This is a genomic window from Saccharopolyspora gloriosae (genome assembly GCF_014203325.1).
Taxonomy (GTDB): domain Bacteria; phylum Actinomycetota; class Actinomycetes; order Mycobacteriales; family Pseudonocardiaceae; genus Saccharopolyspora_C; species Saccharopolyspora_C gloriosae.
In genome coordinates, this window is record NZ_JACHIV010000001.1 from 3699461 (window position 1) to 3724470 (window position 25010).

At 71.0% G+C, this 25010-nt stretch carries 22 protein-coding genes; 12 read left to right on the forward strand and 10 right to left on the reverse strand.

Annotation, left to right across the window (positions count from 1 at the left end; translation table 11 throughout):
• Nucleotides 1–33 precede the first annotated feature (33 nt).
• Complete coding sequence (locus BJ969_RS16385) at nucleotides 34–204, reverse strand: hypothetical protein (protein WP_184479776.1); 171 nt, start codon at nucleotides 202–204, stop codon at nucleotides 34–36.
• 182 nt (nucleotides 205–386) lie between these two features.
• On the opposite strand from BJ969_RS16385, the gene BJ969_RS16390 reads away from it, so the two are divergent.
• From BJ969_RS16390 to BJ969_RS16415, 6 genes are all read left to right on the forward strand, one after another.
• Nucleotides 387–1673, forward strand: coding sequence for an ATP-grasp domain-containing protein (locus tag BJ969_RS16390; RefSeq protein ID WP_184479777.1), 1287 nt, complete (start codon nucleotides 387–389; stop codon nucleotides 1671–1673).
• Nucleotides 1670–3691: a CocE/NonD family hydrolase gene (locus tag BJ969_RS16395; RefSeq protein WP_184479778.1), complete on the forward strand. Its 2022-nt coding sequence runs from the start codon at nucleotides 1670–1672 to the stop codon at nucleotides 3689–3691. The genes BJ969_RS16390 and BJ969_RS16395 overlap by 4 nt, the downstream gene beginning before the upstream one ends.
• A 46-nt stretch (nucleotides 3692–3737) precedes the next feature.
• The gene (locus BJ969_RS16400) at nucleotides 3738–4604 is read left to right on the forward strand and encodes an SDR family oxidoreductase (protein WP_184479779.1); all 867 of its coding nucleotides are present in this window, start codon (nucleotides 3738–3740) and stop codon (nucleotides 4602–4604) included.
• Between the two features lie 46 nt (nucleotides 4605–4650).
• The gene (locus tag BJ969_RS16405) at nucleotides 4651–6240 is read left to right on the forward strand and encodes a phospholipase D family protein (protein WP_343071441.1); all 1590 of its coding nucleotides are present in this window, start codon (nucleotides 4651–4653) and stop codon (nucleotides 6238–6240) included.
• Nucleotides 6241–6339: 99 nt separating this feature from the next.
• On the forward strand, nucleotides 6340–7545 hold the full coding sequence (locus BJ969_RS16410; protein WP_184479780.1) for a trans-sulfuration enzyme family protein: 1206 nt from the start codon (nucleotides 6340–6342) through the stop codon (nucleotides 7543–7545).
• Nucleotides 7546–7735: 190 nt separating this feature from the next.
• Nucleotides 7736–8674: a dihydrodipicolinate synthase family protein gene (locus BJ969_RS16415; RefSeq protein WP_221315846.1), complete on the forward strand. Its 939-nt coding sequence runs from the start codon at nucleotides 7736–7738 to the stop codon at nucleotides 8672–8674.
• A gap of 36 nt (nucleotides 8675–8710) precedes the next feature.
• Here the strand turns inward: BJ969_RS16415 and BJ969_RS16420 are convergent, their stop codons facing one another.
• From BJ969_RS16420 to BJ969_RS16435, 4 genes are all read right to left on the reverse strand, one after another.
• A complete protein-coding gene (locus tag BJ969_RS16420) occupies nucleotides 8711–10084 on the reverse strand; it encodes a restriction system modified-DNA reader domain-containing protein (RefSeq protein WP_184479781.1) in 1374 nt (457 codons plus the stop codon).
• Nucleotides 10085–10090: 6 nt separating this feature from the next.
• Nucleotides 10091–10774: a hypothetical protein gene (locus tag BJ969_RS16425; protein WP_184479782.1), complete on the reverse strand. Its 684-nt coding sequence runs from the start codon at nucleotides 10772–10774 to the stop codon at nucleotides 10091–10093.
• Nucleotides 10771–11718, reverse strand: coding sequence for a ParA family protein (locus BJ969_RS16430; RefSeq protein WP_184479783.1), 948 nt, complete (start codon nucleotides 11716–11718; stop codon nucleotides 10771–10773). The genes BJ969_RS16425 and BJ969_RS16430 overlap by 4 nt, the downstream gene beginning before the upstream one ends.
• Nucleotides 11719–11954: 236 nt before the next feature.
• A complete protein-coding gene (locus BJ969_RS16435) occupies nucleotides 11955–13409 on the reverse strand; it encodes a glycosyltransferase family 39 protein (protein WP_221315847.1) in 1455 nt (484 codons plus the stop codon).
• Between the two features lie 124 nt (nucleotides 13410–13533).
• On the opposite strand from BJ969_RS16435, the gene BJ969_RS16440 reads away from it, so the two are divergent.
• The gene (locus BJ969_RS16440; protein WP_343071442.1) at nucleotides 13534–14055 is read left to right on the forward strand and encodes a hypothetical protein; all 522 of its coding nucleotides are present in this window, start codon (nucleotides 13534–13536) and stop codon (nucleotides 14053–14055) included.
• On the opposite strand, the gene BJ969_RS16445 is transcribed toward BJ969_RS16440, so the two are convergent.
• Both BJ969_RS16445 and BJ969_RS16450 read right to left on the reverse strand, forming a co-directional pair.
• Nucleotides 14015–15133, reverse strand: a complete 1119-nt coding sequence (locus BJ969_RS16445; protein ID WP_184479785.1) for an ATP-binding protein — start codon at nucleotides 15131–15133, stop codon at nucleotides 14015–14017. The genes BJ969_RS16440 and BJ969_RS16445 overlap by 41 nt on opposite strands.
• Nucleotides 15126–15806, reverse strand: a complete 681-nt coding sequence (locus BJ969_RS16450) for a response regulator transcription factor (RefSeq protein ID WP_184479786.1) — start codon at nucleotides 15804–15806, stop codon at nucleotides 15126–15128. The genes BJ969_RS16445 and BJ969_RS16450 overlap by 8 nt, the downstream gene beginning before the upstream one ends.
• Nucleotides 15807–15893: 87 nt before the next feature.
• Between BJ969_RS16450 and BJ969_RS16455 the strand changes: the two genes are divergently transcribed.
• Nucleotides 15894–16502, forward strand: a complete 609-nt coding sequence (locus BJ969_RS16455) for a M15 family metallopeptidase (protein WP_184479787.1) — start codon at nucleotides 15894–15896, stop codon at nucleotides 16500–16502.
• Nucleotides 16503–16552: 50 nt separating this feature from the next.
• On the opposite strand, the gene BJ969_RS16460 is transcribed toward BJ969_RS16455, so the two are convergent.
• The gene (locus tag BJ969_RS16460; RefSeq protein WP_184479788.1) at nucleotides 16553–18673 is read right to left on the reverse strand and encodes a glycoside hydrolase family 97 protein; all 2121 of its coding nucleotides are present in this window, start codon (nucleotides 18671–18673) and stop codon (nucleotides 16553–16555) included.
• Nucleotides 18674–18888: 215 nt separating this feature from the next.
• Complete coding sequence (locus BJ969_RS16465) at nucleotides 18889–19515, reverse strand: TetR/AcrR family transcriptional regulator (protein WP_343071443.1); 627 nt, start codon at nucleotides 19513–19515, stop codon at nucleotides 18889–18891.
• Between the two features lie 70 nt (nucleotides 19516–19585).
• On the opposite strand from BJ969_RS16465, the gene BJ969_RS16470 reads away from it, so the two are divergent.
• Nucleotides 19586–21040, forward strand: a complete 1455-nt coding sequence (locus BJ969_RS16470) for a carotenoid oxygenase family protein (protein WP_184479789.1) — start codon at nucleotides 19586–19588, stop codon at nucleotides 21038–21040.
• A 256-nt stretch (nucleotides 21041–21296) separates the two neighbouring features.
• Here BJ969_RS16470 and BJ969_RS16475 read toward each other — a convergent pair whose 3' ends face one another.
• Nucleotides 21297–22007 (reverse strand): IclR family transcriptional regulator, encoded by a 711-nt coding sequence (locus BJ969_RS16475; RefSeq protein WP_425503559.1) that lies wholly within the window; start codon nucleotides 22005–22007, stop codon nucleotides 21297–21299.
• A gap of 123 nt (nucleotides 22008–22130) precedes the next feature.
• On the opposite strand from BJ969_RS16475, the gene BJ969_RS16480 reads away from it, so the two are divergent.
• From BJ969_RS16480 to dgoD, 3 genes are all read left to right on the forward strand, one after another.
• Nucleotides 22131–23105 (forward strand): 2-dehydro-3-deoxygalactonokinase, encoded by a 975-nt coding sequence (locus BJ969_RS16480; protein ID WP_184479791.1) that lies wholly within the window; start codon nucleotides 22131–22133, stop codon nucleotides 23103–23105.
• Between the two features lie 41 nt (nucleotides 23106–23146).
• Nucleotides 23147–23755: a 2-dehydro-3-deoxy-6-phosphogalactonate aldolase gene (locus tag BJ969_RS16485; protein WP_184479792.1), complete on the forward strand. Its 609-nt coding sequence runs from the start codon at nucleotides 23147–23149 to the stop codon at nucleotides 23753–23755.
• Nucleotides 23756–23860: 105 nt separating this feature from the next.
• Nucleotides 23861–25009: a galactonate dehydratase gene (gene dgoD, locus BJ969_RS16490; RefSeq protein WP_184479793.1), complete on the forward strand. Its 1149-nt coding sequence runs from the start codon at nucleotides 23861–23863 to the stop codon at nucleotides 25007–25009.
• Nucleotide 25010 lies beyond the last annotated feature (1 nt).

Sequence of the window (25010 nt, forward strand, 5' to 3'; positions counted from 1 at the left end):
GATGAAACCGGCTCCGCACGCCGCCGCGCCCGCTCACCCGAGCGGCGGGTCCGGGAGCCGGGGCTTCGCTGGTGCCTCGGGCTCCTCCGGCGCGCTGGGCGCGGCGGGCGCCTCCGGTTCGGGCCGCACCGGCGGATCGGGGGCTTCGGGTTCGTCGGGTGCGCGAGCCGGGGACGGCTCCCGCCCCGGGTGCTGTTCGTCCATCACCGCTCCCGGTTCGAAGGTTCGGGATCCAGCGCTACCCGTCCTGCCCGGCGTGCACACGAATCTTCGCGCGCTCGTTCCCTCGCGGCGGCGGCCCCGGCGGGCCCTCGAACTCGGTTCCGATTATTCGTCCGCCAAGCGGGGTAGGCGGGGGCCAGTGCCCCCGACCCCTTGAGGAGACCATGGTCGCCCACGTCTTCGTCCTAGGACACGACGAGCGCAACGGGGAAACGCTGCGCGGCCTGCCCGCCCTCGCCGACTGCGAACTGCACCCGCTGCTCGACGTCGACCGGCTCGTGCACGTCGACGAGATCGACCTGCCCGCGCTGCTGGAGGAGGCCGACCGCGAGTTGAACGCCTTCGACGGTCGGGTGGACGCCATCGTCGGCTACTGGGACTTCCCGGTGAGCTCGCTGGTGCCGATCCTCTGCGAGCGCCGCGGACTCCCCGGCGCGGACCTGCGCGCCGTCGTGCTGTGCGAGCACAAGTACTGGAGCCGCGTCGTGCAGGCCGAAGTGATCGACGACGTGCCCCGCTTCGGGCTGGTCCACGTCGACGAGGACACCGCTGCCCCGGACGGCGTGCGCTACCCGCTGTGGGTCAAGCCGGTGAAGTCCTTCTCCTCGCAGATGGCCTACCGGGTGACCGACGACGAGGGATTCCGCGCCGCGCTGGCCGAGATCCAGGAGGGCATCGACAAGGTCGGCAAGCCCTTCGAGGACGTCCTCGCCCGGCTCGACCTGCCCCGGGAGATCGCGGAGGCAGGCGGGCGTTCCTGCGTCGCGGAAGAGGCGGTGAGCGGGCGGCAGATCACCGTCGAGGGCTACGACCAGGGCGACGGCGTGCACCTCTACGGCGTCATCGACACCGTGAACTACCCGGGCACCTCCAGCTTCCTGCGCTACCAGTACCCGTCGTCGCTTCCCGCGGACGTGGTGGAGCGGATCACCGCGGACACCCGGCGGGTCATCGAGCACATCGGCCTGCGCCACGTGCCGTTCAACGTGGAGTTCTTCTGGGACGAGGACTCCGGCGCCGTGCACCTGCTGGAGATCAACGCCCGGCACTCCCAGTCGCACGCGCCGATGTTCGAGGACGTCGACGGCGTCCCCAACCACCAGGTGCTGGTGCAGCTCGGGCTCGGCCGCGACCCGGACTTCCCGCACCGCCAGGGCGAGCACGCGATCTCGGGGAAGTGGTTCTACCGCACCTTCGAGGACGGCTGGGTGCGCCGCGCCCCGACCGACGCGGAGATCGCCGCGCTCGAACGGGAGCATCCGGGCGTCCGGGTGCACCTGATGGCCGAGGAGGGCGAGCGGCTCTCGGAGCTGCCCGACCAGGACAGCTACAGCTACGAGCTCGCCCACCTCTACATCGGCGCCGGCTCCGAGCAGGAGTTCCACGACACCTACGAGCGCTGCACCCGCGCTCTGCCCTTCGAGATCGAACGCCGAGGAGGTGACGCATGAGGACGGTGACGAACCTGCCGCACGCGGTTCGCACCGACGAGCACGTGTGGATCCCGCTGTCGGACGGAACCCGGCTGGCCGCGAAGATCTGGCGGCCGGTCTCCTCCGACGACGCCCCGTGCCCCGCCGTGCTGGAGTTCATCCCGTACCGCAAGCGCGACCTGACCGCGCTGCGCGACTCGATCCACCACCCGTACCTCGCCGGGCACGGCTACGCCTGCCTGCGGGTGGACCTGCGCGGCAGCGGCGAATCCGAGGGCGTGCTCACCGACGAATACCTGGAGCAGGAACTCCAGGACGGCGAGGAGGTGCTCGCCTGGATCGCCGATCAGCCCTGGTGCACCGGCCGGACCGGCATGATGGGCATCTCCTGGGGCGGTTTCAACGCGCTGCAGCTGGCCGCCCGCAAACCGGAGAGCCTGAGCGCCATCGCCGCGGTGTGCTTCACCGACGACCGCTACGCCGACGACGTGCACTACATGGGCGGCTGCCTGCTCAGCGACAACCTGTCCTGGGCGTCGACGATGTTCGCCTACAACTCCTGCCCGCCCGATCCGGCGCTGGTCGGCGACCGCTGGCGCGAGATGTGGCACGAGCGGCTGGAGGGCAGCGGGCTGTGGCTGCGGGAGTGGCTGGACCACCAGCGCCGCGACGACTTCTGGCGGCACGGCTCGGTGTGCGAGGACTACTCGTCGGTGCGGTGCCCGGTGCTCGCGGTCAGCGGCTGGGCCGACGGCTACTCCAACGCCGTGTTCCGGACGCTGCAGAACCTCGACGTCCCGCGCAAGGGCCTGATCGGCCCGTGGTCGCACAAGTACCCGCACCTGGGCCAGCCGGGCCCGGCCGTCGGGTTCCTGCAGGAACTGGTGCGCTGGTGGGACCGGTGGCTCAAGGACGTCGACAACGACGTGATGGACGGGCCGATGCTCACGACCTGGATGCAGGACAGCGTGCCGCCGTCCACGGCCTACGCCGACCGGCCCGGCCGGTGGGTGGGCGATCCCGCATGGCCGTCCCCACTGGTGGAACCGGCCCGGCACCCGCTGCGCCCGCACCACGTCGGACTGCCCGGCGACGAACCGGAGGAGAGCGAGCTGGTCGTGCAGTCCCCGCTGTCGGTGGGCCAGTTCGCCGGGAAGTGGTGCTCCTACAACGCTCCCCCGGACCTGCCCTACGACCAGCGAGAGGAGGACGGCGGCTCGCTGGTGTTCGACACCGAGGCCTTCGACGAGCGCGTCGAGATCCTGGGCGCGCCCGTGGCCGACCTCGACATCGAGGTGAGCGAACCGGTCGCGATGCTCGCCGTGCGCCTGTCCGACGTGCGCCCGGACGGATCCGCCACCCGCGTCACCTACGGGCTGCTCAACCTCACCCACCGCGAAGGGCACGACGAGCCCGCGGAACTCGTGCCGGGGCGGCGCTACCAGGTGTCGGTGGCGCTCAACGGGGTGGCGCAGGCGTTCCCGGCCGGCCACCGGATTCGGGTGTCGCTCTCGACGTCCTACTGGCCGCTGGCGTGGCCGCCGCCGCGCCCGGTGCGGCTCACCGTCCACACCGGACGCAGCTCGGTGCTGCTGCCGTGGCGGCCGAACCGGGGCGATGAACCGGAGGTGCGCCCCTTCGACGAACCGGAAGGCGCACCGCCGGTGTCGTCCAGCCAGCTCGAACCGGGCGAGGAGCGCTGGACGGTGTCCCGCGACCTCGTCGGCTACGAGTCGGCGCTCGAAGTGGTCAAAGACCTCGGCGTGGCCCGGCTCGACGACATCGACCTCGAACTCACCCGGAAAGCCTGGGAGCGCTACAGCTGGACGGGCGACGACTTCGACTCGGTGCGCGGCGAGAACACCTGGTGGATGGGATTCCGGCGCGGTGACTGGGAAGCGCGGACCGTGACCCACACCGTGCTCACCTCCACGCCCGAGGAGTTCCAGCTGCACGCCCGGCTCGACGCCTACGAGAACGAGCAGCGCGTGCTGTCGAAGAACTGGCGGCACTCGATCCCGCGCGACCACGTCTGACCGCCGGGCGAGCCCGGACGAACCGCACGACGAAGGAGGCGCCACCATGGCCGACCAGAACTCCGCTCCCCCGCCGCAGCAGCAGACCCCGCCCGGATCGAGCGAGACGATGGTGCCCGCTCCGCGCGACGAGATGACCGACTACCGGGGGCGCGGGCTGCTCGACGGCAAGCGCGCGCTGATCACCGGCGGCGACTCCGGGATCGGGCGCGCGGTGTCGGTGGCGTTCGCCAAGGAAGGCGCCGACGTCGCCATCGCCTACCACGCGGATCTGGAGGACTCCGACGCCGAGCGCACCGCGGAACTCGTCCGCGCCCAGCGGCGGCGGTGCGAGCTGCACAAGACCGACCTCGGCGAGGAAACCGCCTGCCAACGGCTCGTCGACGGGGTCGCCGACGAGCTCGGCGGCCTCGACGTGCTGGTCAACCACGCCGGAACCCAGGCACCGGTGGACGACTTCACCGACACCACCACCGAGCAGTTCGACCGCACCTTCAAGGTGAACGTCTACGCCCCGTTCTGGCTCACCCGCGCCGCGCTCGCGCACCTGCCGGAGGGGTCGGCGATCGTCAACACGGGTTCGGTCAACGGCCTGCGCGGCAACAAGACGCTCATCGACTACGCCGCCAGCAAGGGCGCCGTGCACGTGCTCACGATGTCGCTGGCGCAATCCTTGGCGCAGCGGGGAATCCGGGTCAACTGCGTCGCGCCCGGTCCGGTGTGGACACCGCTGATCCCGGCCACCCTGCCGGAGAGCTCCGTGGAGGGCTTCGGCGAGCACGTGCCGATGGGGCGGATGGCGCATCCCGACGAGATCGCGCCCTCGTACGTGTTCTTCGCCGCCGACCGGCTCTCCAGCTACTACACCGGCGAGGTGCTGGCGCCCGTCGGCGGCGAGACCCATCCGGGGTGACCGGGAGGACCACGTCGACGACGCGGAAGGCGGTGAACGACGACCCGTGGACCCGCACCTGAGCGGGACGGCGCCGGAGAGCGGACCAGCGCACTGGTTCCTGGCGGCGGAGGAACGCGGCAACCCGGCCACGGACCTCGACCGGCGGCACCCGGCGGGGACTTCCTGGTCGGCGGGCAACCTCGCGCAGCCGCTGATCGACGGAACCGAATGCTTCCGGCACCTCGTGGCCGAACTCGACGACGTCCACGCCGGGGACCGGATCTTCCTGTCCGCGTGGATGGGCGTGCGCGGCAAACCGCTCGACGAAGCGGGCCACGCCCTGGGGGCGCTGCTGAAGCGCGCCCTGGACGCCGGCGCCTCGGTGCACGCGCTGTTCTGGTGGCCGTTCCTGACGTTGCGCCGGGACCTGATCCCGGACAACCGGCGGTTCGTCACCGCACTGCGCCGCCGCGGGGGTGCGGCGCTGCTCGACCAGCGGGTGCGGCCGATCGGCTGCCACCACCAGAAGTTCCTGGTAGTCCGCCGGCCGCGGCGCCCGGAGACCGACGTCGCCTTCGTCGGCGGGATCGACCCGTGCCCGAGCCGCCGCGACGACGAGCACCACCGCGGCGATCCCGACGTGCAGTCCTCCATCGACGACCGCTACGGCACGCGCCCGGCCTGGCACGACGCGCACCTGCTGGTGCGCGGCCCGGCCGTCGACGACGTCGAGCACTGCTTCCGGGAGCGGTGGTCGGACGCGGCGGCCTCCCGGCGCGGGCCGATCTCCCGGACCCGCCGGTTGCTGAGCCCGCGGCCCGCGCCGCTGCCCACGCCGCTCCCGCCGCCGCCCCCGGCCGGGACGTGCTCGGTGCAGCTGCTGCGGACCTACCCGGCGAAGCGGCCGCGCTACCCGTTCGCCCCGCAGGGCGAGCGCAGCGTCGCGCGCGGCTACGTCAAGGCGCTGCGCCACGCCCGGCGGTTCGTCTACGTGGAGGACCAGTTCCTGTGGTCACCGGTGGTGGCCGAGGCCTTCGCGGCGGCGCTGCGCCGCGAACCCGGTCTGCGCCTGATCGCCGTGGTGCCGCGCCTGCCGGAGAAGGGCGGCACCGTGGAGATCGCCACGAACGGCGTGGCCCACGGCAAAGCCCTCGACCTGCTGCACGCGGCGGGCGGCGACCGGGTCGACGTGTACGACCTGGAGAACGCCGAAGGGCTGCCGATCTACCTGCACTCGAAGGTCTGCGTCGTCGACGACCGCTGGGCGGCGGTGGGCTCGGCGAACCTGAACCGGCGGTCGTGGGCCTACGACTCGGAACTCACCGCCGCGGTCGTCGACGAGGAGCCCGGAGGTCACGCCTTCGCCCGGGACCTGCGCCTGCGCCTGTGGCGCGAGCACCTCGGCCGCGAGCCCGGCCGCACCTCGGACCTGACCGACCCGGTGGCGGGAGCCGACGTGCTGCGCCGAGCCGCGGACCGGCTCGACCGCTGGCACCGGGCGGCCGAGCCGGCTCCGCGCCCACCGGGGCATCTGCGCGGCCACGCCCGGCCCGGCGCCTCCCCGCTGACCCGCGCCTGGGCGGTGCCGGTCGAACGAGCCGTGATGGACCCGGACGGCCGACCGGCCCGATTGCGCGGACGAGGCCGGTGGTGACGCATCGCGGAGATGTCGGTGGGCGCTGACACACTGGGATCCGGATGCGGCCGAGTGACCCGGGTTCGCCGCCGTTCTGCGCTCGACGAAAGGAAGCGGATGTCCGCTCCGGACAAGCACGACCCGGCCACGGTCGCCGACACGACCTGGGCCGTGCACGGCGGGAACGCCATCGACCCGGCCACCGGCGCGTTGCGCACCCCGCTGGTGCTGGCCAACTCCTACCTGCTGCCCGAAGACGCCTCCGAGGTGAGCTGGTCGGATCCGAACCGACTCGTGTACGCCCGCAACGGGCACGTCAACCAGCGCGCGCTGGAGTCCAAGCTGGCCGCGCTCGACGGCGGTGAGCAGGCGGCGGTGTTCGCCACCGGGGTCGCCGCGCTGCACGCGGTGTTCTTCACGCACCTGCGCAGCGGTGACCACGTCGTCGTGTCCTCGGTGACCTACGAAGCGGTGTGGCGGTTGTTCGCCGAACTGCTGCCGGAGCGCTACGGGATCGAAGCGACGTTCGTCGACAGCACCGACCTGGACGCGGTGCGCGCCGCCATGCGCCCGGCCACCCGGCTGGTGCACGTGGAGACCATCGCGAACCCGACCACCGCCGTCACCGACATCGCGGCCGTCGCGGAGATCGCGCACACCGGCGGGGCGCTGCTCAGCGTGGACGGCACGTTCACCCCACCGCCGCTGTACCGGCCACTGGCCGACGGCGCGGACCTGGTGGTCCACTCGCTGACGAAGTTCATCAACGGGCACGGCGACGCCACCGGCGGAGCGGTGATCGGCTCGCACGAGCTCGTCGGGAAGATCCGCGGAGACGCCGGCGTAGATGTCGGCGGGATGCTCGCACCGTTCAACGCCTGGCTCATCATGCGCGGATCGGTGACGCTGCCGCTGCGGCTGCGCCAGCACCTCGCCTCCGCGCAGCGCATCGCCGAAGCCCTCGACGCCGACCCGCGGATCGCGTTCGTCGCCTACCCCGGCCTGCCCGGTCACCCGCAGCACGAACTGGCCACGCGGCAGTTCGGCGGCCGTGGCCACGGCGCCGTGCTGGCGTTCGCGCTGGACGGGGACACCGCCGTGCAGAACCGGTTCGTCAACGCGTTGCGCGTGATCACCTCCGCGGTCTCGCTCGGCCACGACGAGACGCTGATCGTGCACGTCGCAGCCGGTGCTCGCGGCGGCGACGAGCACTACCCCGAGCAGTTCCAGCGCTACGGCCACCTGCGGCTCGCCGTCGGCTTGGAAGACCCGGAAGACCTGACAGCCGACATATCCAACGCCCTCTCCGTTGCCTTCCCCTGATGACCTGCGTAGGGGTCGGGTGGCGGAACCTCAGTCGTCTTCTCGCTGCGGGATCTTTTTCCCTAGTGGCTCCGCCACGAGGGAAAAAGCCGTCCTCGCGAGAAGACGACTGAGAACCCGCGGGTGGTCGGCTTGCTTTGGTGGTCACTGCTCAGCGGCTTCGCCGCTGACAAGATGACGGACGAGGGCGATGGCAACGGGTTCGCGGGTGTACGTGGAGGGTGAGGTGGGGTTGGTGTTCAGCGGCCTCAGTGCTTTCCCGTTGACTCCGGTCAGCGAGGACGGGGTTGATGAGGTGGCGTTCGGCGGGCTCGTCGGGCGGCTCGCGGCGGCGCGGGTGGACTCGATCACCGCGCTCGGGTCCACCGGCTCCTACCCCTACCTGGAGCGGGCCGAACGCGCCCGCGTCGCGCGGCTCGCCGTGGAGCACGCCGGGGACGTTCCGGTGCTGGTCGGCATCGGAGCGCTGCGCACCCGCGAAGTTCGCGCCCTGGCCGAGGACGCCCAACGGGCCGGGGCCGCGGGCGTGCTGCTCGCGCCGGTGTCCTACCAGGCGCTGACCGCCGACGAGGTGTTCGGCCTCTACGAGGACGTCACCGGCGAGCTGTCGGTCCCGCTCGTGGTCTACGACAACCCCGGCACCACGCACTTCACGTTCACCGACGAGCTCCACGCCCGGATCGCCGCGCTGCCCAACGTCGCCTCCATCAAGATCCCCGGGGTGCCGCCGGCGCCCGCGGAAGCCGAATCCCGCGTGTCCCGCCTGCGTTCGCTGCTGCCCGAGTCGGTGACGATCGGGGTCAGCGGGGACCCGCTGGCCGCGACCGGGCTCAACGCCGGGTGCGAGGCCTGGTACTCCGTAGTGGCCGGAACCCTGCCCGAACCGGCCCTGGCGATCACCCGCGCGGCGCTGGCGGGCGACGCCGCCACCGCGAACGCGGAATCCGAACGGCTCCGCCCGCTGTGGGAGCTGTTCACCCGCCACGGCAGCTTCCGCGTCGTCTCCGCGATCGCGGAACAGCTCGGCCTCGTCTCCCACCCCAACCTCCCCCGCCCCGTACGAGCCCTCCCCGAAGCCGACCGCGCCGACGTGACCCGCGTCCTCCACGACCTCGACCTGCACCGCTGATCAGATGCACCCGGGCTTTACCACTTCCACTAAGCGCTATCGCTGCGCGCGGTGCTTGTGCAAGAGATCGAGGAACCAACGCAGCTTGTTCACCGCGTCCTCGGGCACAGGATCGGAGTGGAAGTGCATGACCTTATTGCGGACAAGCCGGATCTCCTCCAACCGAGCGGTGAAGACCGCCCGGTCCAGCGGCCAACCCAACCGCACCCACATCTCTTCATCCTCCAGAACTCGCAGAGATTCCCCAATGGAGAGATCTTCGAAGGCGGTGATCCGCCGACGACAGTGCCGCCGGACCAACTCGAGATCGAAGGTGCGTTTCAAGATCCAGCGCAAAGTCTGGTCGACTTCGCCCAGCAAGAAGAACGGGGTGGCCATCTCCCCGTAGCGATGCGCCACGTCGGCTGTCGTGACGATTCCCTTGATCTCCTTGGACTGGTCGCGGACGAACACGAAGTCCCGTTGTTGCAGCGCAGGCAAGATCTCGAAGAGGTCGCGGTCGTAGGCGACGACTTCCACCCTCGAATCGATGGCGTCAGCGACCGTAGCGTCGGGATTGCCCTGCCGCGCCAATGCGATCGAGCGCCAGGTCACAGCCCCCCTGAGGTTGCGCGGACCGTTGAGCACGGCGAGTTGCGAGAAGTCGTCCAAAGCCATCTTCGTGATCACCTCCTCGAGCGTTCCGTCGGGACGGACCGATTCGACACCGCATAACGGGGACAGGTTCCCCACCGTGAGCCGCACGTTCAAGTCGTCGCCCTCGTCGTTCTCCACGACTTGCAGGTCGCCGATCTCAGGCTCATCCGGCGTTTCGAACCCGTCAGCCAATGGGGTCGTCAGCGCTACGAGCGTGTCAAGCGTGACCGCGCGGAATCCGGGCGAAGTGGTCAGCCCGTGGTTGGCAAGATCCGCTTCGATCTGGTCGATGTGGTCACCGCGGTCCTTCGCTCCCCAGAGCCCAAGCAGTTCACGCACTGAGAGGCGTTCCGGATCATCTTCATCCGCCCGTTTACGAGCTTGTTGCAACCGTTTGTGCACCATCAGTCGTACGGCGTCCCGATGCGGTGGGTGGCTACCAGGCACGTTCCGGTCGAGCAGCTCCTGGCGTGCGGCGTCCAGCAGTCGGCCGTCGTCTACCATCGTCCACGCTCGCCAACCGTCGACGGCCCGCATCCCCGCCGCCACCATGGCCGCACCCGACGGAGAGCGGAACTCCTCGCCGAGGTCATCGACCCGGATCCGTCCATCTTCCGTCACGGTGGCGTAGAACGTTTTCCCGATGCGGTTACGGTCGAACCGGAGCCGAGCCCCGGCCTCGATCAGCCCGTGGTCCAACAGGTCCGCGACCCTGACCCGGCGACCCTCGATCAAATACTTGGCGCGGCCGACTGCCTTCGCACTTTCCGCCACCGGTTCTCACCACTTCCGCAGACCCGCGAACTTGCGTCGCGCACCGATCGCCTGCTTGAGGATGCGACGCTTCAGCTCCTTCAAACTAAGACGCTCCACTCGCGTCATCTGAAGCTCGGTGGCGACGGCCAACAAGCCCGCTCGATCGAGCCGCTGGCCCTCCAGATAGGTGGCGCCCTCAGACTCGGTCTCGGTGACCCGCAGTTGGTCAGCGATTGCCCTCACATCAATGCCAGATCCTCTCGCTTCCCGCACTGGCGCCGACGTGCTCGGCGCAGCGGCCGGATCAGCAGTAGCCCTGCGGCTTCCTCCACTACCGCTTAGCAGGTCAACCAGCTCGTCGCGCTTGAGATTGCTGTAACCGGATAGTCCGCTCTGCTTGGCAATCCCGCGCAACTGCTTAACGGTGTACCCGACCAGGTGTTTCCGCCGTTCGTGTTCCGATGACACGGTGGCGAGCGTTCGTGCCGCGGCGCTCGGATCGCGGGAAGGGCGGTCGGCAGTAGCACGGGCTTTCGGTTCTCGTTGTTCGGCAATCGGCTCGCGCGTTTCGCGCTCGCAACCGTCCCGAACGATCGCCAACCGACCGTCCCCCGCAAGCAAACAATCCACTCTGGATTCATCTTGTCGACGCAGGAACTCGTTCCAGATCTCGTTGAGTCGTACGAGCTTGTCCAAGTCGCTGCTCATCGCGCGCCCTCCGATACCAACCCGAGCGCTCCCAGCACCTCGTCGGCGAGCTGGTGGAATTCGCGAACAACGTCGTCATCCTTCGTTGTGCGGCGCAGCATGGAGGGCACACCACCTTCGCCCGACCCACCGAAGTGACGCGCGCTGTTGCGGATCATGCTACTCAGGACGGTGATCTCAGAACTTTCCTTCACCTCCTCGATGTACTCGCTCTGTGAAGCAGTCGGCTTCTGCGAGTAGATCTGCACCATGGTGAACACCACGCCGAGGATCGTGGGATCGATCGGCCAGTGCCCCCCGACACCACCCTTGTGCTTCGCGAAATCGTTGAAGTGCTGCTTCAACTCGTTGCAGCTTCCTGCGAGGTACTCCAGCCCCAACGTCGATAGGTAGTCGGCCTTGGCAGGGACCAAGATCCGCTCACTTGCCACGATCGCCGTCTTGGTCACGATGCCGAAGTTCGGCGCGCAATCGATGAGAACCAGGTCGTATTCGCTGAAACGGTCATCTTGCAGCGCGCGCCGCAGGCACCCGTGCAAGTCCAAGAACTTCCGCTGCGAGCCGTCTAGAGTCGTGGAGCCCCCAAGGTGTGCGGCGAGATCAAGATCGATGTTGATGAGGCCGAGGTGCGAGGAAATCAGGTCGAGCCGACCTCCGGAGTCACCGAGCGCTGTGTTCACGGGCTCGGGGGTCAGCACCAGATCGGCCAACGAGACCTTGCTCCCTGGCGGGTCGCCTTCGAACCACTTCTTGATCGTGTGTTCGTTCTTGATTCGCTCGTGCCAATCGTCGATCGAGAAGAACGAGAAGGTCAGGTTGGTCTGCGGATCGAAATCCAGCAGCAGCACTCGCATTCCCCGGCTCGCGGCCACTGCTCCCAAATTCGCGGTGAGGGTCGTCTTGCCCACGCCGCCCTTGTAGTTCATCACTGCCACGACCTGCATAAGTTCCCCCACGCTCTCGCGCTCGATGGTGCGGCGAAACAATGCTCGAACACGGCTCGACGGCCTCGACGACCTTGGCAGAGCGCACGTTCCGAAGGCAACGGACGCGGCAGTGCTTCGACACGAACGGACGCTGGGTGATGGGCCGTTCGCCGCAGCCGCGGTGATACAAGGCAGCGCTTCCGATGCGCGAGCAATTTCGTGGCGCCTGCTGACCGTTCCGTTCCGGCTCGGGGTCAGTGCGGGGTGAGGGGGAGGTCGCGGAGGTCTTGCCAGAGGGCGGGCCACGGGGCGGTGCGGCCGGTGAGCTGCCAGATCGTCGTGCGTTCGGGGACGAGGCCGCCGTAGGTGCCCAGCGGTGTCGGTGCGTCGACGACCGCGACCGGGCGGGCTTCGGTGAACCACGGGCGCAGCCGCGCGGGGTCGCCGACGAAGAGCATCCGGTCTTGGTGCTCCGGTGGTGGCGGGAACCAGCCGTAGGCGCGGTTGGTGCTCGCGGCGGGTGGCAGCCCGAGTTCCGGTGGTACCGCGTCGAGGTAGGTCGCGTGGACGTAGGGCGTCGCCACGAGCGCGGTGCGGGCGCGCTGCTCGGCGGGGATGTCCGCGTAGGCGCGGGCGGTCGCGGTCACCAGTTCGTCGGCGAAGCGCGGCGAGGCCATCACCGAGGTGAACGCCAACGCGCCCGCGGCGAGCACCGCGCTGAGCGCGACGACCGGCCACGCCCGCCGCCGCGCGCCCGCTTCCCTGCGGTGCTGCAACGCGACGGCGCCGATCGCGACGTACGGCGACCAGAGCGGGATCAGGTAGTAGTGGCGGCCCGAACCGAGCACGACGGCGGCGACCAGCAGCACGAACACCACCGCGAGGAACCGGTGTTCGCGCCACCGCTCCTCCCTGCAGAGCGCGACGAGTCCGCACACCGCGAGCCCGAGCGTCAGCGGCCCGGTGACGGCGACGCCGTGCAGCACCACGAGGAGCCTGCCGCCGTAGATGAGCTCGTTCTCCCCCGCCACCACCTGTGCCATGTCCGCTTGCGGCCAGCCGTGGACCGCCTGCCATCCCAGCGTCGGAGCCGCGATCAGCAGTGCCAGCACCACGCCCGCCCACAGCAGCGGACGGCGCAGCAACTCGCGGGGCCCTGCCAGTCCGACGGCGGCGAGCAGCACGATCCCCAGCGCCAGCACCTGGAACCGGGTCTGCGCGGTGATCCCGGCGAGCGCGCCGAACACCACCAGCAGCCGGTCGTCGCGGAGCCGGATCCAGCGCAGCAGCAACCAGAACAACCCCGCCCACAGCGCGGGTTCCAAGGTGTACGGCGTCAGCCAGTGCCCGAACTGGGCCGCGGCCACGCACGTCGCCTGCCCCGACGCGGCGAGCACCTGCGCCCGCCGGTCACCGCCGAGTTCGCGGGCCATCAGCGCGACCAGCACGATCGCGGCGGCGGTGGCCAGCACCGCCGGGAATGCCAGCACCACCTGGTTGCCCGGCGCCACCGCGTCGGCGACCCGGGCCAGCAGCGGGGTCAGCGGCGGCTGGTCGACCGCGCCCCAGTCGAGGTGGTGGCGGCCGATCGTGAGCATCAGGTCCTCGTCGAACCACCTGCGCGGGACGGCGGCGAGCACCAGGTGTGCGGCGGCGACCGCGGCGGCGATGACCGACACCGGCGCCCACGCCGGCCGTGAGATCTCCACGCCCGCTCCCGTCTCCCCGTGATCAGCGAACCCAGCGAACACCATGCCGCGGCGGCACTGTCAAGGGAGGCGGTTCGGAGCGAAGGCCTCCGAGGTTTTCCCCTTCGCGCGGCGAGGAACCCTGGTGCGACCGGCCGCGGACGACCGGGCCATCACCGAGGAGGTGCACGTGCTGGGAGAACCGGTGCGCGGCGCGTTGGCGGGCGCCGCCGGAACGACCGCGCTCAACGCCGCGACCTACCTGGACATGGCGGTGCGCGCCCGGCCGGGCAGCACCAGTCCCGAGCAGACGGTGCGGCAGGCCGAACGCCGCTTCGGCGAGCTCCCCGGCGACGACGCCTCGGCCCGGGACAACCGCAGGTCCGGGATCGGCGCCCTGCTCGGCATCGGAGCCGGTATCGGAGTGGGTGCCGTCTACGGCTGCGTCCGGGCGAAGGCCGCGCACGCGCCGCTGCCGGTGATGGCCGTCGTCGCCGGTGTCGCGGCGAACGCGGGCAGCACGGCGCCCATGTCCGCGCTGGGCGTGACCGATCCGCGCGAGTGGACCGCACGGACCTGGCTCATGGACCTCGTCCCGCACCTCGCCTACGGCGTCGTCACGGCCGTCACCTTCGACGCCTTCGCGAGGCACCGGGGTCGCCGATGAGGTCCGCGGCCGGAAGTGCCGCTGTGATGCGAAGTCCGCCGCCGGGACGCGGAGCCAAGGTGAGGGTGCCGTCGTGGGCGTCCACGACGCTGCGCACGATCGCGAGGCCCAACCCGGCGCCCGCGTGCTCCTCGTCGCGCACGCGTTCCGCGCCGCGCTGGAACGGCTCGGTCAGCCGCGCCACCAGTGCCGGGTCGAGCGCGTCGCCGGTGTTGTCCACGTCGAGCACGGCCGCGCCCGCCCGCACCTCGGTCCGCATCCGCACCAACCCGTCCGCGGGGAGGTTGTGCACGATCGCGTTCTGCACCAGGTTCGTCGCCATCCGCAGCAGCAGCGGTCCCGATCCGGAGGTCGCCGCCGCCGTACCCGCCACGTCGAGCGCCACCCCGCGACGCTCCGCGAGGGGCAGCAGCGTCTCGACCGCTTCCTCCACGAGCAGCGAGAGGTCGACGGGTTCGCGGGTGAACGACCGCCGGTCGGCCCGGCTGAGCAGCAGCAGCGCCTCGGTCAGCTCCACCGCCCTCGTGTTCACCCGCTCCAGGCGCACGAGGAGCTCGTCCACGTCCCGCGCGGGATCGTCGCGGGCGACTTCGAGCAAGGTGCGCGAGATCGCCAGCGGCGTGCGCAGCTCGTGGGAGGCGTTCGCGGCGAAGCGCTGCTGTTCGGCGGTGTGCGCCTCGATCCGTTCGAGCATCTCGTCGAAGACGTCGGCCAGCTCCCGGAACTCGTCGCGCGGGCCCTCCAGGTCGATCCGGTGCGACAGCGACCCGGCGGCGGCCAGCTCGGCGGCGCCGCCGATCCGGTGCAGCGGGGCCAACATCCGCCCGGCGAGGAACCAGCCGCCGACAAGGCCGAACACCAGCACTCCCGCCAGCACCGCCGCCGCCTTCGGGGCGAAGGCGCGCAGCAGGTCCCCGCGTCCGGGGACGAACCCCGCCGGGCTGCGGACCTCCTCGGGCACGTAGCGCAGCAGGAACAACCAGACGACGACCAGCAGCAGGGCGTTGGCGAGCAGGAGGAACCCGGCGTAGCTCAAGGTCAGCTTCCACCGGACGCTGAGCCCACCGGGCCTACCCACGCGGAGCCTCCTCGGCGGCGTCGATCCGGTAGCCGACGCCGGGCGCGGTGGCGATCAGCCACGGCTCGCCCAACCGCTTGCGCAGCGCCGACACGGTGATGCGCACGGCGTTGGTGAACGGGTCCGCGTTCTCGTCCCACGCCCGCGCCAGCAGCTCCTCGGCGCTGACCACGCCACCGTCGGCCGCGACGAGCACCTCCAGCACCGCGAACTGCTTGCGGGTCAAGGCGACGTAGCGGCCGTCGCGGAAGACTTCGCGCCGGAACGGGTCCAGCCGCAGACCGGCGAGCTCGCGCACCGGCGGCCGGGCGTGCGCGCGCCTGCGGTCCAGCGCGCGCAGCCGCAGCACCAGTTCCCGCAGCGCGAACGGCTTCGTGAGGTAGTCGTCGGCGCCGAGCTCGAAGCCGGTTTCCTTGTCGTCGAGGCGATCCGCCGCCGTGAGCATGAGGATCGGCAGGCCGCTGCCGGAGTCGACGATCCGCCGCGCCACCTCGTCGCCAGACGGCCCCGGGATGTCGCGGTCGAGGACGGCGAGGTCGTAGGTGTTCAGCCGCAGCAGCTCCAACGCGGTGTCGCCGTCCCCGGCGACGTCCGCCGCGATGGCCTCCAGCCGCAGGCCGTCGCGCACGGCCTCGGCCAGGTAGGTCTCGTCCTCCACGATCAGCACCCGCATGCGGGGAATCCTAGGTGCCGGGGGATATCGCGGGCGTATCCGAAAACGAAGACGACCGCGCAACAGCGCGCGGTCTTCGCTGGTCCCATGCAGACCACGACCTCGCCCCGCCCCCGGCGCGGGCACCGGAAGCTCTTCGTCGGAGTCGCCCTCGTGCTCGCGGTGACCGGCGCGCTCACCGCGCAGCGGGTGCTCGCGCCCTCCTGGTCACCGTGGGAGGCGTTGCGGGGCCAGCCCACCGCGGCCGACGGCGCGATCCCCGCGGGCCTGCGGCTCTCCGTGCACGACGAGGCGTCGCCCGCGGTGGCGCGGCTCGACGAGGACCTGCTCGCCGCGCTGCGGGAGGCTGCGGCCGACGCGACGGCCGACGGCGTCCAACTGCTGGTCAGCAGCGGATGGCGCTCGGCGGCCTACCAGGATCGGCTGCTGCGGGACGCCGTGGACACCTACGGTTCGCGGTCGGAGGCGCTGCGCTGGGTGGCGACGGCCGCGACCTCCGCGCACGTCTCGGGCGATGCGGTCGACATCGGCCCGTACGACTCCTCGGACTGGCTGGTGCGCCACGGCGAGGACTACGGGCTCTGCCAGATCTACGGCAACGAACCCTGGCACTTCGAGCTGCGCCCGGGGACCACGACCGAGGGCTGCCCGCCGAGGTACGCGAACCCCGCCGAGGATCCGCGGATGCAGCTGTGAGCGGGGAACGCGGGCGCGCGCCGCCGTGGCCGGTGCGCGCCCGCGTTCGGTCACCGGTACTCGGGCAGGTGCGCGTCGTCCTGCCCCGCGGGCGCGAGGTGCAGGGCGTGCCCGCCGCCTCCGGCGAGCTCGGCGCGGATCACGGTGCTCGCGTCGACGAGGCGGTGGTCCACCTCCACCTCGTTCGGGTTGGTCTCGACGTCGGTGCCGGGAGCGTCCCGGTAGAAGTGCGCCACGTACCGGCCGTCGCCGAGGAAGTCCAGCGGGATCTCCAGCGTCCGCTGCTGCTCGTCGGTCAGCGAGCCCACGAACCACGCCGGGCCGCTGCGCCGCGCCATCGTGATGAAGTCGCCGATCTCGCCGTGCAGCACGCGGGTCTCGTCCCAGGACACCGGGACCTGCCGCAGGAACTCGAACTCCGGCACGCCCTCGTAGTGCTCCGGCACGTCCGCGAGCTGCTGCAACCCGCTCAGCAGCACCGGGTACAGCGCGAGCTGGTGCGCGCGGGTCGTGTGCACGCGGGTGCCGTCGTTGCTGTCGCCGTGGTCGTCCTGCGGGCTCTGCGGCGGGAACCAGGTGATGTCGAAGATCCCCGGCGTGTAGTCGAACGGCCCGGCCAGCATGGTGGTGAACGGCAGCGTCACCGTGTGCTCCGGCGGGTTCCCCTGCGACCAGGCGTCGTACTCGATGCCGCGGGCGCCTTCGCGGGAGACGAAGTTCGGGTAGGTGCGCTCGATGCCGGTGCCCTTGATCGGCTCGTGCGCGTTGATCAGCAGCCGGTGCCGGGCGGCCTTGTGGATCACCCGCTGGTAGTGCTCCACCATCCACTGGTCGTGGTGGTGGTGCGCGTCGATGTCCCCGGCGTAGCCGGTCTTCACGCCCGGCATTCCGAGCTCGGCGTAGAGGGCGAAGGCCTGGTCGAGCTGCCGCTCGTAGTTGTCGACGCCGCCGCCGGTCTCGTTGTGCGCGAGGAACGCCACCCCGCGCTCGCGGCAGCGGTCGAGCACCTGACGCAGGTCCAGCTGCTCGTTCGGCGTGAGGAAGTCCTGGTCGTCGCCGAAGTCGCCGCCGGTCTTCCAGCCCTTGTTCCAGCCTTCGGCCAGCACGTAGGGAATCCCGTTGTCCGCGGCGAAATCCACCGCGCGCAGCACGTTCTCGGTGCTCGCGCCCAGGTCCGGGCCCTCGATCCAGGTGTTGCGTCCCTTGTGGATCTCCCACCACACGCCGAGGAACTTGCCGGGCGCGATCCACGAGGTGTCCTCGATCGCGCAGGGCTCGTTGAGGTTGAGCACCAGGTTCGACTCGACCAGCGCACCCGGCTCGCGGCCGATCAGGAACGCCCGCCACGGAGTCGGGAAGGGCGTGCGCAGCAACGCCTTCCGCCGCCCTTCGCCCTTGCGCGGCACCAGCGCGCTGCGCAACCCCGGCCCGCCGTCGATCTTGGTGAGCGTCATGTCCGGGTAGCTCAGCAGCGCGGCCTCGTGCACCGCGAGGTACAGGTCGTCGGCGACCCGCAGCGTCAGCGGCGTCGCGAGGTCGCCGAGCCGTTCGGCGTCCTCGCGGGGTTCCTGCCAGGGGTGCAGCTTCCCCGCGCCGGTCAGGGGCGTCTCGGTGTAGAGGTATTCGACGGAGTCGTAGTTGGCCGGGGTGGACCACGCGGTGTGGTCGGCGGTGAAGCGGAACTCGGTGTGCTCGTCGAGCACCTCGAAATCGCCGAGGTCGGGCTGCTGCGGGAAGAAGTAGCGGAATCCGACGCCGTCGTCGAACACGCGGAACTCGACGTCGAAGTCGACCTGTTCGTGCAGCCGCACCACGGTGCTGCGGCAGTGGCTGCGGATCTCGGCCGACGAGCCCCACACCGGCCGCCAGGTCTCGTCCAGTTCGTCGTGGGCGATGCCCACCAGCTCGGCGGCCTCGCCCAAGCGCCGGTCGCCGAGTTCGAAGCCCATGCCCGACCAGTCGAGCACGACCTGGGTGCCGCGGGTGATGCGGTACTGCGGTGTCCCCTCCTGCAACCGGAACTGCGCGGTGATCGAGCCGTCGGGCGAGCTCGTCGTGATCGGTTCGCCCGCCGCTTGCGCCGCGGTGCCCGGACTCCAGGCCAGTGCGGTGAATCCGGCGACGCCCGCCGCCTTGCCGAACGTGCGCCGGTCGATCTCGTTCGTGGACATGCGACCCCTTCGTCGTCGTTGCGCCACCGGCTCGTCCGTCCGCAGCGGGGCGATCCGCCGCGGGCTCGGCCGGAAGCGGGTCGAAACGATTCGATCAAGACCGGCGGCCAGTGTTCAGCCGACCGCGGGGCCGGTCAAGGGAAAGGGCACGTCATTGCGACATCCGGGCGACCCGCCCGATCACCGATCAGTCCTCAAAGGACGGTCCGCGGTTCTCAGTGCTGAATCCGGGACCAGGAACGCGCGGCGCGATCGGACGCGTCCCCCAAGCCGACGATCAGGTTGACGGCCATCGGGATGAACACCTGCTCCAGATCGTCGAACCGGTCGAAGTGCCCGGACAGTTCGAGGGTCACGTAACCGTGCAGCATGCTCCACAGCTGCGCGGCGGCGCGGGCCGGTTCCTGCTCCCGGATCCGGCCCGCGCCGACGGCCCGGTCGGCGGCGGCGACGAGATGCCCGTAGGCGCGCTCGGCCACCTCCGACTCGCCGGCGGAACCCCCGGACGCCGGTAGGCCGAACATCAGGTCGTAGAGGTGGGGGTTGTCCCGAGCGGCGGCGCGGTAGGCCAGCGCGAGGCCGCCCAGATCGGTGATGGGGTCGTCGGTGATCGGCACCGCCGCGAGGCGGCCGTCCAATCGCCGGAAGCCCTCGTCGACGACCGCGGCGAGCAGCTGCGGCATCCCGCCGAAGTGGTGGTAGACGGCCATCGTCGACGCGTCGACCTCGCGCGCGAGCCTGCGGGCCTGCAGCACCGCCGGACCTTCTTCGACGAGCAGTCGTACCGCGGTCTCCACGAGCCGATCCCGCATGCTCGCGCCGCTCTTGTCCGTGGTGCTCACTCTTGCCAACCTCCCATAACGCCGTTATGTTAGCCGCATAACAGCGTTATGAACAGGACGGAGCTCGATCATGAGCGACAACCCCTACCTGAACGGCAACTTCGCCCCCGTCACCCAGGAGCACACGCTGACCGAGGTGGCCGTCACCGGGTCGATCCCGGAACACCTCGACGGGCGCTACCTGCGCAACGGCCCCAACCCGCTCGGCGAAGTCGATCCGGCCACCTACCACTGGTTCATGGGCGACGGCATGGTGCACGGGCTCCGGCTGCGCGACGGCCGCGCCGAGTGGTACCGGAACCGGTGGGTGCGCTCGCCGGAAGTCGCCGCACGGCTCGGCGAACCCCTGCCGGGCGGCCGCAAGCACCGGGCCGGGCTGAACACGCTCGGCGCGAACACCAACGTCATCGAGCACGCCGGGCGCACCCTGGCGCTCGTCGAAGGCGGCGTCGCGAACTACGAGCTCACCGACGAGCTCGACACCGTCGGCCCGTGCGACTTCGACGGCACCTTGACCGGCGGCTACACCGCCCACCCCAAGCGGGACCCCGCCACCGGCGAGCTGCACGCCGTGTCGTACTTCTTCGGCCGCGGCAACACCGTGCAGTACTCGGTCATCGGCGTCGACGGCCGGTGCAGGCGCAGCGTCGACATCGAGGTCACCGGATCGCCGATGATGCACGACTTCTCGCTGACCGAGAACCACGTGGTGTTCTACGACTTACCCGTCACCTTCGACGTCCGGGAGGCTTCGCGGACCACGGTGCCGCCGCTGCTGCGCAGGCCCGCGCAACTGGTGCTGTCCGCGATCATCGGCAAGGTCCGGGTGCCCGATCCGATCGCCGCGATGGCCGCCGACCGGGGCGGCGCCAACACCGGGTTCCCGTACCGCTGGGACCCGCGCTACCCGGCGCGGGTCGGCGTCATGCCGCGCGACGGCGGCAGTGCCGACGTGCGCTGGTTCGAGGTCGAACCGTGCTACGTCTTCCACCCCATGAACGCCTACGACGACGGCGCGACCGTGGTGCTCGACGTGGTGCGGCACCCGAAGATGTTCGACGCCGACCGGCGCGGCCCCGACGACGGGCCGCCCGCGCTGGATCGCTGGACCGTCGACCTCACCGCCGGGAAGGTGCGCGAACAACGCCTCGACGATCGGCCCCAGGAATTCCCCAGGGTCGACGAACGACTCGTCGGACGGCGGCACCGCTACGGCTACGCGCCCGCGGTCGGGCGCAGACTGGAGCAGGGATCCGCCCTGCTCAAGCACGACCTGCGGGAGGGCACGACCACGACGCGGGAGTTCCCGCCCGGCACGGAGATCGGCGAGTTCGTCTTCGAACCCCGCACCCCGGATTCCACCGAGGACGACGGCGTCCTGATGGGCTTCGTCCACGACAAGCGGGAATCCCGCAGCGACCTGCTGATCCTCGACGCGGCCGGCCTCGACACCGTCGCCGCGGTGCACCTGCCCACCCGGGTGCCGAACGGTTTCCACGGGAACTGGGTCCCCACCGGACGATGACCTCCACCGCCTGTCTTTGATCTTGGCTTGAGCAGTGGGCCGGGTAGCGGAACCTCAGCGGTTTCCTCGCTGCGGGATCTTTTTTCCAAGTGGCTCCGCCACGAGGAAAAAGCCGTCCTCGCGAGGAAACAGGAAACCGCTGAGAACCCGCCGGTGGTCTTCTTGCTCAAGCCGGTCGCTGCTCAGCGGCTCCGCCGCTGACAAGACAACGACCGACAACGTCGCTCACTGGGAATCCGAGATCAAAGACAGGCGGTCACGATGCGCGATGGCCCAGGGCGGCCGAAATGCCCTGGGCGCTGCGGCCGACCACCTTCACCAGGCCGCGCATCCGGGCGGCGGGCATGTACGGCCGGGTCGCCGAGACGCTGATCGCGCCGACCAGGTCGCCCGCCGCGTCCCGGATCGGCGCCGCGACGCAGCGGATGCCCGGCTCGTTGTCCTCGGTGTCCATCGCCACCTGCGAGTCGACGTACTCGCGCATCCTGGCGGTGAACGCGTCGATGTCCCCGCCGCGCGCCGCGCCGGGTTCGACCGGGGTTTCGGCTTCGTACAACGGTTCCCACTCCTGCGGCGAGTCCAGCAGCAGCGCCATGCCGACCCCGGTGCGGGTCAGCGGCATCCGGTGCCCGATGCGCGAACGCATCTCCGCACCCCGGGAACCGGGCAGCTTGTCGAGGTAGAGCACCGAGGCGCCGTCGCGGACGGCGAGGTGCACGGTGTCCTGCAACTGCTCAGAGAGCTCCTCCAGCACGGGCCGCGCCACCACCGGCAGCGGATTGCCGTGCAGCGCCTGGAATCCGAGTTCGATCAGCGTCGGCCCGAGCGCGTAGCCGTCCCGGCCGGTGCGCAAGTACCCCTCCCGGACCAGCAGCTGCGCCAGCCGGTGCGCGGTGCTGCGGCCCAGACCGGTGCGCTCGACGAGGGCCCGCAGGTCGGTGGCGCCGTCGGCGACGGCGCGGACCACGGCGAGCCCCTTGGCCAGCGTCCGGGTGCCGGCAGCTCGGCGGCGTCCTCGGAAACCATGCCGCGATCCTACATATCGGGACCGTATTCGCATTATCGGGAATCATCTCGCACAGTTCCGCCCATGACCGACGCCGCTGCGAGCCTGATCGCGCTCGATTGGGGGACCACCGCCCAGCGCGCCTGGCTGCTCGACGGCGACGGCGGAATCCTCGCCACCCGCCGACCCGAACTGGGCCTGCTGCCGACCACGGCGGGGCTCGACGTCCGCGACGCCGACGCGCGGGCCCGCGCGTACGAGACCGCGTTCTGGTCGGCGTGCGGCGAGTGGGTCACCGCGCACCCGGAGCTGCCGGTGCTCGCGTGCGGGATGGTCGGCAGCGCGCAGGGCTGGGCCGAGGCGGGCTACCTCACCGCCCCCGCCGAGCTCCGCTTCGGCTCCGGCGCGCTCACGCGGGTCGAGCACCGCGGCGGTGCCGCCCACCTCGTTCCCGGGCTGCGGACACCGTCCCAGCACGGCCGCCCGGGCGACGTCATCCGCGGCGAGGAGACCCAGATCGTCGGTGCGCTGGAGGCACTGGGCTCCCCCGCCGAGGCGGTCACGCTGGTGCTGCCCGGCACGCACGGCAAGTGGGTGCGGGTGGACGGCGGCAAGGTCGTCTCGTTCGCCACGGCGATGTCCGGCGAGCTGTTCGGCCTGCTCACCACCGGCGGCATCCTCGCCCGCACCGCCGCCGGAGCGCGCCGCGACGACGCGGCGTTCGCGCGCGGACTGGCCGCCGACCGTTCGCGCGGACTGTCCACCGAACTCTTCGGCGCCCGGCCGCTGGTGCTCGACGGGCTGCTCGATCCGGCCTCGGTGCCCGACTACGTCTCCGGCGTGCTCATCGCCGACGAGGTCGGCCACCTCGCGCCGACCGTCGGCGCGGGCCCGGTGGTGCTGTGCGGCACCGAGGACCTGTGCCGCCGGTACGCGGCGGCACTGGCCGCGCACGACATCGTCCCGACCGTGCTCACCGAGGACGTGGCGGCGCGCGGGCTGTGGCGGATCGCGCTGTCGACCGGACTCCTGGGCTCGTCCGGGCGGAACGGGTCATGACCGAGCATCGTCCCCCGCGACATCGAGGAACAGGAGCGGCAATGGCAAGCACCGGACTGGTCGCGATCCTGCGCGGCGTCACCCCCGGCGACGTGGCCGGCATCGGCGAAGTCCTCGCCGACGAGGGCATCGACGCCATCGAAGTACCGCTGAACTCCCCGGAGCCGTTCACCTCGGTCGCGCGCCTCGCCGCCGCCGTGGGCGACCGGTGCGTGGTGGGCGCCGGCACCGTGCTCGACGTGGAGGACGTGGCGCGCGCCCGCGACGCCGGTGCGCGGATCGTCGTCGCGCCCAACGCGGATGGCGCGGTCATCGCGGCGGCCGTGGACGCGGGGCTGCGCCCCTACCCCGGCGTGGCCACGCCGACCGAGGCGTTCGCCGCCGTCGCCGCCGGAGCACGCCACCTCAAGCTGTTCCCCGCCGACTCGATCGGCATCGCCGGGATGAAGGCGTGGCGCGCGGTCCTGCCGCCCGACGTCGAACTGCTCCCCGTCGGCGGAGTCGACGAGACCGGCCTCGCCGCCTGGGCGGCGGCCGGAGCGGGCGGCGCGGGCCTCGGCTCCGCGCTCTACCGGCCGGGCGACGGTCCCGAACGGGTCCGCGCCCGAGCAGCCGCGTTCCGCCGGGCCTGGACCGCCGGAACCGGCTGAGGAACCCGGCTCGCGGGCTCGCCACGTCGGCGCCGAAGCCGATGAGCACCGCCGAACGACCCGCCGCGCAACTCACCCCGAACGTGCTCCGGAGAAGGAAGAGCCATGAAGATCACGTCAATGACGACATATCAGGTTCCGCCGCGCTGGCTGTTCCTGAAGATCGAGACCGACGAAGGCGTCGTCGGGTGGGGCGAGCCGGTCCTGGAGGGCCGCGCCGACGCGGTGGCCGCCACCGTCGACGAGCTCTCCGACTACCTCATCGGCCAGGACCCGTCCCGGATCGAGGACATCTGGACGGTGCTCTACCGCGGCGGGTTCTACCGGGGCGGCGGCATCCACATGAGCGCGCTCGCCGGGATCGACCAGGCGCTGTGGGACATCCGCGGCAAGGCGCTCGGGGTGCCGGTGCACGACCTGCTCGGCGGCCGGGTGCGGGACCGGATCAAGGTCTACTCGTGGATCGGCGGCGACCGCCCCGCCGAGACCGCGCAGGCCGCCGCCGCGGTGGTCGAACGCGGCTTCACCGCGGTGAAGATGAACGGCACCCAGGAACTCCAGTACCTGGACAGCTGGGCCGAGGTCGACCGGTGCGTGGCCAACGTCGCCGCGGTGCGGGAGGCCGTCGGCCCCGACATCGGCATCGGCGTGGACTTCCACGGCCGCGTGCACCGGCCGATGGCCAAGGTGCTGCTGCGCGAGTTGGAGCCCTACCGGTTGATGTTCGTCGAGGAACCGGTGCTCTCCGAGCACCTGGACGATTTCGCCGGCGTGCTGCGGGGTTCGCCGATCCCGATCGCGCTGGGCGAGCGGCTGTACTCGCGGTGGGACTTCAAGTCGGTGCTGGCCTCCGGGGCGGTGGACATCGTGCAGCCCGACCCGTCGCACTGCGGCGGGATCACCGAGGCCCGCAAGATCGCGCACATGGCGGAGGCCCACGACGTGGCGCTGGCGCTGCACTGCCCGCTCGGGCCGATCGCGCTGGCCGCCTGCCTGCAGATCGACGCGGGCTGCCACAACGCCACGATCCAGGAGCAGAGCCTCGGCATCCACTACAACACCTCCAACGACCTGCTGGACTACCTGGTCGACCCGGCGGTGTTCACCTACGACGCCGGGCAGGTCGCGATCCCGACCGGACCCGGACTGGGCATCGAGATCAACGAGGCCTACGTCGCCGAGCGCGCCGCCGAAGGGCACCGCTGGCGCAACCCGGTGTGGCGGCACGCCGACGGATCCGTGGCGGAGTGGTGAG